The organism is Clostridiaceae bacterium HFYG-1003 (assembly GCA_024579835.1).
GTDB lineage: Bacteria > Bacillota > Clostridia > Clostridiales > Clostridiaceae > JG1575.
Genome location: CP102060.1, coordinates 685275 through 698839 on the forward strand (window position 1 = coordinate 685275; position 13565 = coordinate 698839).

Below are 13565 nucleotides of genomic sequence, written 5' to 3' on the forward strand. Positions count from 1 at the left end.
TATTTGGTAATATAAGGAGCACTGAGTAAGCCAGATGATCGCTGCTATTGAAAAATAGAAGAGGAAAGTCCGAGCTCCGCAGGGCAGGGTGCTGGGTAACTCCCAGTGAGGGTGACCTTAAGGAAAGTGCAACAGAGAGATACCGCTGACAATTTTGTCAGTAAGGGTGGAAAGGCGAGGTAAGAGCTCACCAGCATATTGGCGACTTTATGGCTATGTAAACCCCACCTGGTGCAAGGCCGAATAGGGGGACAGAAGGAGCGGCCCGTTCCGTCCCCGGGTGTGCCGCTTGAACTTGTGAGAAATCACAGGTCTAGACAGATGATCATCAAATACAGAACTCGGCTTACAGACTTACTCAGGACTTAATCAGCGTAAGCTGATCAAGGAAAACGGATTGCAGAAGAAACCCTTCTGCAATCCGTTTTTTCTTGATTCTTAGAAAATTTTCAATGAAATTCCGGTGAGAACAGCACTGGCGCCCCGTGAAACAGGCTTCCCGGAAAGGGAGATTGGCGGTTCTCCAGCCGATTCCATCGTTTTTTTAACTGAGAATGGGACCATTCAGCCTGGATTATAGTAAAATAAAGGAAAGATCTGATCAAGAGACCGAAAGGAATTACAATGAACAAGGAAAATCAAGCAGAAACGCGGAAAGATCCGCCCCCTAAAAGACGTCTGTTTTATGTACTGATTGGATTATTTTCCATTATAGTCTTCTACCTGCTCTATATGTCAGTGACTCTATGGGTATCCCCCTGAACTTCTACTCAGGGATTTCAGTCCGTTTGAGTACAGCAAGGGCGCAGACTGGAAGGCCATTCAGACAGTTTCAGCGCAGGATTGACCAGAATAAAAATGAACGAGGTGCGATAAAAAATGAGAATGCTTGTAAAATATACCGCTTTTATTGATATGGACCAGGATGGTCAGGAAACCGACCGCAGCTATTACTTATCCTTTATTAACAAAGACGATGTGATGGATCTCCCATTTGATTCACTGGAAGAATTGAAGGAAAAGTGCGATTCGGTGCATCTGGCTGAGTATATTAAGTCTGGAGAATTCAAAGAAAAGGCCGAATCCTATGAGGATTTCAGGGAGTTTTTCCAGGGCGTCGATACCCTGGTTCTTTATGACAAATCGATCGCGGCGGACTTTTCGGTTCTGCAGGAACCATGAAGCCGATTGCTCGCAGCGTGGCCAGGGGCATCTTTTTGCCTTTCGCTGCGCTGATTCTTTTTTCGGTCTATCAACGAACTGGGGCCAATGGAGCAATTGATTCATACTATACGAATGGTATCTCAAAAGCGATTCTGCTGGTTCTCTCAGCCCTGACATCCTGGCTGCCTTTTTCCCTGGCAGAAGTCTTTGTTCTGGGAATCGTTCTCCTGTTTATCATGTTCTTCGTGTCAGGAATCCGTTCAGTCATGAAGGGGACAGATCGCATTCGCGCTCTCACCCGGATCACAGATCTGATCGCCTTGCTTGTGATCGGATTCCTGCTCATATGGGGATTCAATTACCGGGCCTTGGGACTTTCCGCCGCAGTTGGCATATCTCCGGTACAAGGGGATGCTGTCCAGCTGAAGCGGCTTGGCTTGGATCTGGTTGAGCAGGCCAAAACAGAACGGGCTCTGACGGGATTGAAGGATACCGAAGTGTTCCATTATACGGGGGATCTGCACCAAGCCAGTTTGGCTGCGTATGAGACGATGGCCGAGGACTATCCGGCATTTCTTCAGCCAAAGGGAAGGGTAAAACCACTCGCCACCAGTCGCTGGTTCAGCCAGATGGGAATCTCAGGCATCTTTTTTCCCTACACCGGCGAAGCAAATTATAATAAGGATCAGCCGATGCTGCTAATTCCCTCGACGATTCTCCATGAACTGGCCCATCTGAAAGGCATTGCCCGGGAAGAGGAAGCGAATTTCATGGCTTATTTTGCCTCGCGTTCCAGTGATGACATGGCCCTGCGCTATTCATCAACCATGCTGGCGCTGATCAATACCATGAACCGGCTGACCGCACAGGATCCAGCCGCTGCCCGGGAAGTATATGAGAGATACTCGGAGGGAATGCTACTGGATCTGGCCGACTATGATGCATATTGGGATCGGTTTGAGGGTCCGATCCAGGAGCAGGCTGAAGCGGTGAATGACCAGTACCTGAAGAGCAATGGTCAGGAGACTGGCGTTCAAAGCTATGAAGACATGGTATCATTCCTATTGGATTTCTGGGAAAAAGACAACAGAAACTAGTTTACTCCATATCACTTAATTACATACTAAATAATATGTTAATACCTAACATGATTTTTCCATTAACCACATGCTGAGACTAAGAAGGAGTCATGAGATGAATCGAATTATTGTCGCCGGAGGATGTTTTTGGGGTGTTGAAGCTTACTTTAAGAAAAAATCGTTTGTAGTCGACTCAACGGTTGGCTATGTGAACTCCAAAGTAGAGCAGCCGGATTACAAGCTGGTTTGCACCGGAACAACCGGAGCTGCCGAAGCAGTTGAAATTATGTATGAGGGAGATTTGACCAAAGTCCTTGAAACGCTGTTTCATATCATTGATCCCACGATTATAAACCGTCAGGGACATGATGTTGGTTCACAATATCGCACGGGGATTTACTATGAGACGGAGCATGATCAGAAGCTGATTCTCCGCTTCATTGAATCGATCCAGGGCAGCTATGCCAAACCTATCGTAACGGAAGTGATGCCCCTTGAAAACTTTTGGCCGGCAGAAGCCTATCATCAGGACTATCTCGAAAAAAATCCTGGCGGCTACTGTCATATTGACTTGAACAGCTAAAAAGAGATCCGGACTGATGAATAGTTTCAGATGAAATCTTCTTGACTCATGTAGCTCTGTATCTACTGCCAAGGCAACGTTTCATTGTACAACGGATAAGAGTCAACAAAATAAGATGAAAAAATTCGGGGGAATTCCCCGAATTTTTTCTTTTCTTTATGAATCAAAGAAAACACAAGTCTGAAATTATGGATTTGCTGTCATGACTGAGTGATCCTTACCCTGAAAGCTTTACCCCTTAGAATTTGAATGATATGTGAAGAGAAGATATCGACTGACTGAAGGTTTATGCGTCAATTCGAGCTCGCCTGCTTTATACCCACTTCACAACTCAATCGTAAGATACAACTTGTGCAGAAGGTTTCAGCATGGAGAGGTAAAAATATGAAAAAAATCCAAATGAAAATACTGTCGCTGGCATTAGGTGCCGGAATCCTGTTAACCTCATTTCCGAGTTATCAGGCCCTATCAGCAGAACCGGAATCCGCGATTGATCAGACAAAGAAACAGATCATGACGATGACGGATTCGATTCATCAAAAAGAAGATAAAATAACGGAGTTATCAGATGCCATTACGATGGTGGGCGAGAACATTTCAAAGAACGAACAGGACATCACCGGATTAAACGGACAGATCGAGGCAACTCATCTTGAAATTGAAGATGCCCAGGGTGACTTGTCGGATAAAGAAGCACTATATGGCAAACGGCTGCGGGAAGTTTACAAGAATGGAAATACCTCTGTTTTAGGAACAATCCTCGGTGCCAGGAATCTGTCTGATTTGCTGCTTCGATTCAAGGCGGTGGATAACATTGCCAGGCACGATAAAGAGCTGATTGATTCCATCGAAGCACTTAAGCGGACACTGGAAGAAAAGAGAAATCAACTGGAAGAGACTCGGACGAGATTGGAAACAGCTACCCAGGATCTTAAAAACAATCAGAACCAGCTGTCACAAAACAAACAGGATCAGGAACAGGAACTGAATGCGCTGAAGACGGAGAAGTCAAAGCTGCGCGAATTGCTGATGAGTCAGGAAGTTGCACTCTTTGAAGAGATCCAGCGCATCCTGAGTTCCAAGGACAGCACGGAAGAAGAGATTAACGACGCGCTGGCGATCCTTGAGACCATCCAGGCGCAGGTTTCTACTGCAGAAGCCGTGGAGCTGGGAAGACAGCTTGAGTCCCAAGGCAAGGAACTGTCACAGAAGCTGGCATTAGCCCGCGAAGAAGCGGAGCGACTGGCCAGAGAAAAAGAAGAAGCCGAGCGTAAAGCCCGGGAACTGGAGCGCCAGAAGAAATTGGACGAAGCCAGACAGGCCAAGGAAGAGGCTGCCCGCAAGGAAAAGGAACGTTTGGAGGCTGAGGCCAGAGCGGACGCGTTGGAAAGTGAAAAAGACAAGCAGGAAGACGCTGCTGAAAAACTAGCCGCTGAAGAAGCTCAGGCTAAGGAAGCCGCCGATCAGGCGAAAGAAATTGCCGATCAGAATTCAGGTTCCTCCTCGGAGAACAATCTGACGTTCTATCTCTCGTTTTACACAGACCTGCCCGAAGAAAACGGAGGCTGGACCATCACAGCGACAGGCGATAAACTGGTTTATGGAGTGGTTGCCAACAATGTCTGGCCGCTCTACACGAAAATATACCTGGAAGGCTGGGGGACAATGACCGTGAAAGACCGGGGCGGTTCTCACTTCTATAACCGTTATCGACTGGATGTCTTTATTCCCAGAAAATCGGGAGAAACCAATACCCAGTATAAAGCTCGAATTTCAAATCTTGGCCGTCAGACAGCCAAGGGTCGAATCGTAAAATAGAGAAAAACCGGATGCGAATCCGGTTTTTTTCATAGAATGAAATAGAAACAGATATGATAAACTGTAATTGGCTCAGTCGATGATACCGGCTTTGGAAGTTTTTGGCTGGTATTATCCCTCCCCATGGAATACAGTTCGGCTTTGCCTGACTGCAGCAGCATGGGGTAGTCAGGTCAATGAATGGAAAGAACAGCGGAAGGAAGCGTAACATGAATTTTTATGATATCGGATCCCTGGATCCACAGCAAAAAGAAGCCTTGTTCCGGGAGCGTTATCCGGGAAAAATTAAAAACGCCGGCAAAAAGCATCCGGTCGTGGATAAAGTTCTGGCATTAAATAAGAACACAAAACCCAATCCGGAGCGGCTGGCTGCTTTGGGCGGTATCTGGGCCATGAATCTGGCACAAAGATATGAAGTTCCGATCAAGTACCTGCTGATTTGTCCCGAACAGCTGAAAACTATTGAGAGTCAGCAGTTGATCCATTGGTTCATCGAACGGGCAGAAGAAACATTCCTGATCTCTGAACGAGTGTTCAGCACATTGGTGGAAACTGAAAATGGCCAGGGCATCATGGGTGTTTTCTACCTGAACTTTATGGACCTGGCAAACTTTGAACCGGAAGAAAACTCTCTGGTTCTTGTTCTGGATGGTCTGGAAATCCCCGGAAACGTCGGAACGATTCTTCGCTCCGCGGAGGCGACTGGCACCCAGGGAGTCTTTCTGAGTAATCGAAAAGTACGTCTGAACCATCCCAAACTCCTGAGGAGCAGTATGGGGTCCGTCTTCAAGGTGCCGGTGATTGAGGCTCCGGACACACCGGAACTGATCCGCCAGCTCGTGAGCTGGGGATATCGAATCATACTGGCAGACACAGACAGTACGAATAAGTACTATGATCTGGATTATGTGGGAAAAATCGCCTTGGTCATGGGCGCGGAAAAGTATGGCATCAGTGACTGGTTTTACAAAGCGCCTCATGAGGATGTGATGATCCCCATGCTGGGAGATATGGACTCCCTGAATGTTGGTGTTGCGACTACTATATTGCTGTATGAAGCTGCAATGAAAAACAAGGGATTTCTGAAACGCTTCTAATTTGATCATATAATGGGGTAGCCTAATAAATAAAAGCGGAAGTTATGCACCATGGTGCATAACTTCCGCTTTTATACGTCATAATGCATTAACAAAAAATTAACGATAATCTTGTAACTGAAATGAATACGTTCTCTATTTCACAAATAACCATTATAACCGTTCAATAATTAGATTCATGGAATAATGTTGAAAGAAAAGGTGGGTAAAAACTTCAAATCGACAATAGGTGTGGACTGATGCACTCTGTGTCCCAATTGAATAATCCGTAAATAACATACACTGATTATTCGATGGTTTCTTAACAGATAGCCAAAAGTATATTTATGCGACTGCCCGTCGATTGCTCGCATAAAATTTTATAGTTTCTCGAGAATCCCGGATAATGACTATAGGCTTCAACGGCATGGAGTGGGCTTCTGCTTTTATCGGAGGCTGGTTCGAAGTTCAAAGAGGCTGGTCGCTTTATACAGGATCATTTAGCAGGTTCAGGGAGACTAAGCGTTTTTCCAAGGAATGCGCCAGCCCTTTGAAGAGATTGGGTTGGAAAGTTGAAGACAATTTCCATACAAAATGCTTGTACAGTGACTCGAAATGAAATCACCACTTACCAGGAAAAAATGACCAACAGGACACATTGACGCGAAAGGAGAAGGACTTAGTCATCCATCATGAACTCAAACCGTTCCCTGATGGATGGGGCGCTGTCCGATAATGATGAAATTCACAAACGAAGAGTTGATTCGAAAGATCCGTGAGGGAAATGAGGCTATGAAAGTCGAATTATTAGAGAACAATCGGGGAATGATCTATAAAATCATGGGGGAGTTTGGCTATCTGCTGCGGAATGAGGATAATAAGGATGATCTGTTTCAGGCTGGGTGCCTGGGCCTCATGAAGGCTCTTAACCGCTTTGATTTCAAGTTTAATACGTTGTTCAGCACCTTTGCCTACCGCTATATCCATGGTGAAATAGTTCGGCTGGCGGATGCCATCATGCATACGGATTCCACCTATACGGACTTATTCGGAAGTCAGGATTCTGATATGGTGGCGGAAGAAATCGCGGAATTTGTCCACCGTTCGGTCTCGGGGGACTTTAGCCCGGATCGACTGGAAAATGAAGTGGTAAACCGAGAAACGCTTCGAAAATGTCTGAAGCATGTGACTCCTCGTCAGCGTCTGGTTTTATTATACCGGTATTACATGGACATGACCCAGGCAGACATCGGAAAGCTGCTGGGCATGCATCAGGTCGATGTCAGTCGGGAGGAAAAAAGAGCGAAGACCCGCCTGCGACTGCTGTTTGGGGAAAAGCATTGCGGGATTTACTGATCCTGGTCATCGCTCAAATTTGTGGCATCATAACCGCCTATGCTGGTACGAATATTGAATGGATTCTTGGCCTATTTCTGATTCTCGGCCTGGTCTGGGCTGTTATGAACGCTAAGAAGGGTTCTTTCTGCCTGATGATTGTTGGGCTGCTCATGGGCATGACAACCAGCTGGATGTATCAACAAATGGACCTTGAGGTATATAGTAATAATAATTATGTTAATAAAATAGAAGGCACATATACCAGATCACTGGGAATGACGGACTATTTTCAATACCATGGCCGCATTGTATCCGTCCGGCAAAGACGTAAGAAATCCGAAGACCCCCTGCAGCATGGGGAAGTATGTTCGCTGGAAGGTCATTTTCGTAAAACGCCCTATCAGTTAACCGGAGTTTTATTTGAATGTGAGGCGGCCAGGATCGAGCCAGATCCTGATAGTTTTTCCTTCCTCAGACTGTTTGATCAGTGGAAAATCAGTGTGTCTGATCGGATGAAGGCATCCTTTGGTGCGGAGGAGGGAGCGTTGGCTTCTTCGCTGGTTCTTGGGCTCAAGGATCCGCTTCTGTCGGAGCGCAGCAGCACGCTCCAGTTTCTTGGCATCATCCACATCCTGTCGATTTCTGGATTCCATGTGAACCTTCTGGAGATGCTGCTTGATCGAATTCGACTAAAGCGCATAAGTTTCTGGCTGATTTTGCTCTATGCCTGTCTGATTGGCAGTGTTCCGGCCTGGCGGGCTTGTCTTATGAAAGGTTCCAAGACTGCTGCCCGGATGGTTCGGCGGGACAGCGATGGATTCAACCAGCTCCTTTTCTCTTGTCTCATCCTGCTTAGCCTGCGGCCGTACCTGCTGTTTGATACCAGTTTTCAGCTGACATATGCCGCGACTTTGGGATTGATCTGTCTGAATCGCCCGTTGCAGCATCTGTTTGTCTGGTTTCCACAGGGCCGTGTGAAGAACGGACTGCTGCTCAGTGCAGCTGCCATGATTCCCTGCATCCCCATTCTGTCTCGACTGTCATTTGATATCAATTTGGCAATGCTTCCGGCCAATCTGGTGCTGGTTCCAGTGTACAGCTTCTTCTGCATTCTATCGTTCCTTGGGATTCCGGTCACTCTGCTGCCGTTCGATTTCCCTGGTCGACTGGTCGGAATCGGGATGAGCGCGTTGCTCCGGTTGATGAACTTTTCGGAATTTATCCTGTCCCAATGGCTCAGTCTGAGGGTTGCCTGGAGCGGGGCATATATCTTTTTATGGCTGGGGGTGTTTTCATGCCTGAGCGGCCGATACTGCATCAGCGCCAGGCGACGCGTGGCAGCGCTTCTTCTGTTTTACGGGTTGTTGTTTGTACTGGCTTTTTTGCCGGGAACAACAAAAGTTATTTTTCATCAGGCCATGGGTCAGGCCAGAATCGTGCTGCAGAAGGATCTGAGGCAGTATGAGTTTGTGACGGACAAGATGTTCAAGGAAAGAGTCCGCGAGCGCGTGATACTGGTGAAAGAGCCTCTGTCGGCAGGGACGATCCTCCTGGAGCCGGGTGATGTCTTTCCGCAGGTTTCGGCCGATGAGACAGCATTGGTTCCGGTCACTGATCCATCATCTGATATAATAGATGAAGAATACCTGTGGATCTTTCACCAGTGGATCCGATTGAAGTGAGGCCTATGTATTACAGTGATTTAAAAAAAGAGATTGATCAGGGCAAGCTGCGCCGCGCCTATGCTCTTTATGGCGAAGATGAAGGATTTATTAAGGAAGTTGTGGAAGCGATTCAGAAAAAAACTGGGATCGCTCCGAATGATATTTTTAACTATATTCGAATTGACGGACAGAAAGCGGAGCTGGCAGAACTGGAAGCTGCGCTGATGACGTTGCCTTTCATGGGGGAACGAAAAGTCGTCGAGGTGTTTCGGGCTGATTTTTTTACGGGCAACCAGGCCATGCGGGACTGGCAGGAAAAGATCAAGCTGATTTCCGGCTTTCTGGAAAATCCGCCGGAGGATACGCTTCTGCTGGTCTACTACATAACGGATCAGGATAAGAAAGATACGAAGATCAAAGCGCTTGAAAAAAAAGCTCACAAGACTGACGCCTTGGTAATGAAGATGCCTGCCCTGAAAAAGGAAAATGTTTCGGAATATCTGGAGGAATATTTTCGCGAGAAAGGAATGGAAATCTCCAGGCCCATGCTGACCTACATTCGGGAAAATTTTGAAGGCAACATTCTGCAGCTTCGTCAGGAGCTCGATAAAATTTTAGCCTATGCGACCGGCCGTTCCATTGAAAAAAGCGATATTGACCGGCTGATGATCAAATCCGGGACACGCCACAAGTATGATCTGCTGGATATGGTTATGCAGGGAAAAGCCAGGGATGCGGTGCTTCTGTACAATGAACTGATCTATAAGCGAACCGAACCGCATGAGATCCTGGAAGTCTGCGGCTATCGCCTGAGAGAGGCCTACAACTATAAAATCCGGATCGCGGCAGGACTTCCGGTGAAAACCCTCATGGAGGAATTGAATGAGCGGATGCCTTGGCTGGTTGAAAAAAAGGTCGCCATGATTCGACCGATCAGTCTGACCCGACTCAATGCCATGTTCAAGCTCCTGGTTGATTCGGAAGAGCGGATGAAGGGAACACCAACCAATCCGGAGCGCGAGATCGAAATGCTGATTCTGGCTCTGGCAGGTACTGCCGGCATGTAGTGCTCCGTCCTGGAAGTCTGGGCGGCGCAAAGAACAATCTTCCCGAGAGCTCGAATCATAACAAAAAGGATGAGTCCGAATCGGCTCATCCTTTTTTCATATCAGGGAACAGGAAGCAGGGGGAGTAAGCCAAACTGGAAAATTCATGAATCAGCAAAAAATAAAAAAACCTCCGTGAAACGGGGGTTTTTATCCATGCAGTTTGACTAGCTGTACTACTTTGCTGCCTGGTTTTCTTTGTTCAACTTAGCTGCCAGTCTGGATTTCTTTCTGGCTGCAGCATTCTTATGGATAATACCCTTAGAAGCAGCTTTGTCCAGGGACTTAACAGCAGCCTGATAGAGAACTCCGGCAGTTTCTGCACTTTCGCTCACAGCTGCTTCAAACTTCTTCAAAGTCGTTTTCAAAGCAGATTTCTTGGACTTGTTCTGCAATGTTTTCTTTTCGGTAGTTGCAATCCGTTTGATTGATGATTTAATGTTTGCCACGTTTTCACCCCCTTAACCATTTCCTGGGTTTAATTTCCGTTTTTTAGACAACAGACAAATTATATCATCATGTCTGCTGAAATTCAACTGATTTCTCATGCATCGCAAAAATTAGTATAGTACAAATCCGAAATAATATCAAGGATATGATATAATTCTAATGTTAGAAAATGGGATAATTTTTTGTTCGACTGAGTCGAACCGTTTGAATAGGAGAAAAAAATGAGCAGAAGACAAAGCAACATCCGTAATTTTTCCATCGTCGCTCACATTGACCACGGCAAATCGACTCTGGCCGATCGCCTGATCGAAGCGACACAGACCCTGACGGAACGGGAAATGGCGGAGCAAATCCTGGATAACATGGATCTGGAGCGGGAACGGGGAATCACGATCAAGGCACAGGCTGTCCGTCTGATTTACCGCCGGGCAGACGGTGAAGAGTATTATCTGAATATGATCGACACACCGGGGCATGTAGACTTCAATTATGAAGTATCACGCTCCTTGCAGGCCTGCGAGGGAGCGATCCTGGTCGTTGACGCCACGCAGGGCATTCAGGCGCAGACTTTGGCGAACACGTACCTGGCCCTGGAAAACAATCTGGAGATTGTGCCGGTGATCAATAAAATGGATCTGGCCTCGGCGCGTCCGGAAGAAGCCATTCAGGAAATCGAAGACATCATCGGAATTGTTGCTCATGATGCTCCTCAAATCTCAGCCAAAACCGGTCTCAACATTGAACAGGTGCTGGAAGCAATTGTTGAAAAAGTTCCAGCTCCATCCGGTGATGAGAACGCGCCCCTGCGGGCATTGATCTTTGATTCCTACTACGATCCGTACCGCGGCGTAGTCGCTCATGTCCGAATTAAGGAAGGAACCGTCCGCCCGGGAGACAAGATTCGATTCATGGCCACGAAGAAAGAATACGACGTGACTGAACTTGGTGTCTTTACGCCGGGATATCTGCCCCTGGATGAGCTCAAGTCGGGCGATGTCGGATATATTACCGGCTCCATTAAAAATGTAAGGGATGCCCGTGTGGGCGATACCATTACGCTGGCCAATAATCCAGCTGAGACCGCTCTGCCGGGATACAAAAAGGCTGTCCCCATGGTTTTCTCCGGAATCTATCCGATGGATGGAGCCCGCTATGACGAACTGCGGGAAGCGCTGGAGAAACTGCAGATGAATGACGCAGCACTTGACTTTGAACCGGAAACCTCCGTTGCCCTGGGCTTTGGATTCCGCTGCGGATTCCTCGGGCTGCTCCACATGGAAATTATTCAGGAACGGATCGAACGGGAATTTGATCTGGATATCATCACTACCTCTCCCTCCGTTATTTACAAGGTCTTTCGAACGGACGGATCTGTAGTGGAAATCACCAACCCGACCAACCTGCCGTCGCCCAACGAAATCGACCACATGGAAGAACCCGTGGTTAAAGCAACGGTGATCACGCCCAGCGAATATGTCGGTTCCATCATGGATCTTTGCCAGGCCCGCCGCGGCGTATACCTAGGGATGGAGTATATCGAGCAGACCCGGGCACAGCTCAATTATATTCTTCCGCTCAATGAGATCATCTATGATTTCTTTGATACCCTGAAATCCAGAACCCGCGGCTACGCATCCCTGGATTACGAGCTGCACGGCTATCAGGAGACTAAGCTGGTCAAGCTGGATATCCTTCTGAACGGCGAAACGGTAGATGCTCTGTCCATGATCGTTCCGGAAGACCGGGCTTACCTCAAGGGACGAAACATCGCGGAGAAGCTGAAGGAAGTTATTCCCCGGCAGATGTTTGAAGTGCCCATCCAGGCGGCCATCGGCAGCAAAGTGATAGCCCGCGAGACCGTCAAGGCGATGCGTAAAGACGTTTTGGCCAAGTGTTATGGCGGAGACATCTCCCGGAAGAAGAAACTGCTCGAGAAGCAAAAGGAAGGAAAGAAACGGATGCGTCAGGTCGGATCCGTAGAAGTTCCGCAGGAAGCCTTTATGGCAGTCCTTAAGGTGGAGTAATGCCAGGCCTTTATATTCATATCCCGTTCTGCAAAAAGCGCTGTTACTACTGTGATTTCACCACTTATACCGGTTTGGAAGGGCTGATGCCCGATTATGTGAAAGCGCTGGAAAAAGAAGTCCGGCAGCAGATGCAGGGCAAGCAGGCTCAAACCATCTTCATCGGCGGGGGAACACCGACCAGCCTGGATGATGCCAGCTTTGCGCATCTGATGGCCATAGTGAAGTCTCAGATTACTTCACCGGAGCAGGAAGTTACGATGGAAGCCAATCCCGAGTCTCTGTCACTGACCAAGGTGCGCCTGATGAAAGAGGCTGGGATTAACCGGGTATCCATGGGGCTTCAGTCCACCGATGATCTGATTCTAAAAAACATCGGCCGCATACATGATTATGCGACATTTCTGAAAAGCTACAGCCTGCTTCGCCACGAAGGGTTCACCAATCTGAGTTTTGATCTGATCACAGCACTTCCCGGACAGGACCAGAGCGTGATTTTGGATACCATCGAGAAAAGTCTGGCCCTGGCACCGGAACATGTGTCAGTATACAGCATGATCCTGGAAGAAGGGACTCCTTTCTACAAGAAAGTGGAGGAAGGGCAGCTTCAGCTGACTGATGACGAAACGGACCGTCAGTTTCAGGATCTGTTTCGCCAGCGTCTGGAAGAAGCCGGCTATCATCGCTATGAGATCTCAAACTATGCCAGGAACGGGCTGGAATGCCGCCACAATCTGAATTACTGGGATCTTGGGGAGTTCATTGGCTGCGGGGTGGCCGCTGCCGGTTTCAGCGAAGGATTGCGCTGGATCAACACGCCCTCAGTTTCGGAGTACATTCACGGAATCGAATCGGGCGAGGATGTTTCTGAGTCGGTCCATCGCAACAGCCGCGAAGATACGATGGAGGAATTCGTCTTCATGGGTCTGCGGAAAACAGCGGGAATTTCGATGGAGCAATTCTTCGAGCGCTTCGGCGAGTCCTTTGACTCGGTTTACCCCGGGGTGTGCGATCGTTTCATTGCCAACGGACTCATGGTCCGACAGGGCGATCGGCTGTACCTCACAACCCGCGGACTGGATTTGAGCAATTACATCCTGTCGGATTTCATCCTTACTTCTCCACAGGATTCGTAATGGCCAGGAAGACCAGGCAGATCTTGCGGCTGTGGAATCAACCAGGAATGATTGAGACAATTCAGAAGGTGAACCTAAGGACGAATCGAGAAGACAAATCCAGAAGACAAATGCAGAGGACAAATCC

The 13565-nt window shown here is 47.8% G+C and carries 11 protein-coding genes and 1 other RNA gene; 11 read left to right on the top strand and 1 reads right to left on the bottom strand.

From position 1 onward, the window contains the following. The first annotated feature begins 22 nt into the window (after positions 1 to 22). The 9 genes from rnpB (at position 23) to holA (ending at position 9789) form a co-directional block, all read left to right on the top strand. Positions 23 to 365: RNase P RNA component class A (rnpB, locus tag NQU17_03245), an RNA gene on the top strand. Between the two features lie 514 nt (positions 366 to 879). Beyond that, positions 880 to 1182 (top strand): hypothetical protein, encoded by a 303-nt coding sequence (locus NQU17_03250; GenBank protein UUM12590.1) that lies wholly within the window; start codon positions 880 to 882, stop codon positions 1180 to 1182. After that, complete coding sequence (locus tag NQU17_03255; protein ID UUM12591.1) at positions 1179 to 2261, top strand: DUF3810 domain-containing protein; 1083 nt, start codon at positions 1179 to 1181, stop codon at positions 2259 to 2261. Before NQU17_03250 ends, NQU17_03255 begins: the two co-directional genes overlap by 4 nt. A 97-nt stretch (positions 2262 to 2358) precedes the next feature. Beyond that, the gene (gene msrA, locus NQU17_03260) at positions 2359 to 2826 is read left to right on the top strand and encodes a peptide-methionine (S)-S-oxide reductase MsrA (protein UUM12592.1); all 468 of its coding nucleotides are present in this window, start codon (positions 2359 to 2361) and stop codon (positions 2824 to 2826) included. Between the two features lie 384 nt (positions 2827 to 3210). Beyond that, the gene (locus tag NQU17_03265; GenBank protein ID UUM12593.1) at positions 3211 to 4644 is read left to right on the top strand and encodes a hypothetical protein; all 1434 of its coding nucleotides are present in this window, start codon (positions 3211 to 3213) and stop codon (positions 4642 to 4644) included. A gap of 209 nt (positions 4645 to 4853) precedes the next feature. Beyond that, positions 4854 to 5741 (top strand): hypothetical protein, encoded by an 888-nt coding sequence (locus tag NQU17_03270; protein ID UUM12594.1) that lies wholly within the window; start codon positions 4854 to 4856, stop codon positions 5739 to 5741. Positions 5742 to 6512: 771 nt separating this feature from the next. Further along, on the top strand, positions 6513 to 7076 hold the full coding sequence (locus tag NQU17_03275; protein UUM12595.1) for a sigma-70 family RNA polymerase sigma factor: 564 nt from the start codon (positions 6513 to 6515) through the stop codon (positions 7074 to 7076). Beyond that, positions 7061 to 8740, top strand: a complete 1680-nt coding sequence (locus tag NQU17_03280; GenBank protein ID UUM12596.1) for a ComEC/Rec2 family competence protein — start codon at positions 7061 to 7063, stop codon at positions 8738 to 8740. The genes NQU17_03275 and NQU17_03280 overlap by 16 nt, the downstream gene beginning before the upstream one ends. A 5-nt stretch (positions 8741 to 8745) precedes the next feature. Continuing rightward, a complete protein-coding gene (gene holA / locus NQU17_03285; GenBank protein ID UUM12597.1) occupies positions 8746 to 9789 on the top strand; it encodes a DNA polymerase III subunit delta in 1044 nt (347 codons plus the stop codon). A 215-nt stretch (positions 9790 to 10004) separates the two neighbouring features. Here holA and rpsT read toward each other — a convergent pair whose 3' ends face one another. Then, on the bottom strand, positions 10005 to 10277 hold the full coding sequence (rpsT, locus tag NQU17_03290; GenBank protein ID UUM12598.1) for a 30S ribosomal protein S20: 273 nt from the start codon (positions 10275 to 10277) through the stop codon (positions 10005 to 10007). A 222-nt stretch (positions 10278 to 10499) separates the two neighbouring features. Between rpsT and lepA the strand changes: the two genes are divergently transcribed. Next, on the top strand, positions 10500 to 12302 hold the full coding sequence (lepA, locus tag NQU17_03295) for a translation elongation factor 4 (protein UUM12599.1): 1803 nt from the start codon (positions 10500 to 10502) through the stop codon (positions 12300 to 12302). Further along, positions 12302 to 13438 (top strand): radical SAM family heme chaperone HemW, encoded by a 1137-nt coding sequence (hemW, locus tag NQU17_03300; protein UUM12600.1) that lies wholly within the window; start codon positions 12302 to 12304, stop codon positions 13436 to 13438. Before lepA ends, hemW begins: the two co-directional genes overlap by 1 nt. Positions 13439 to 13565: the final 127 nt, after the last annotated feature.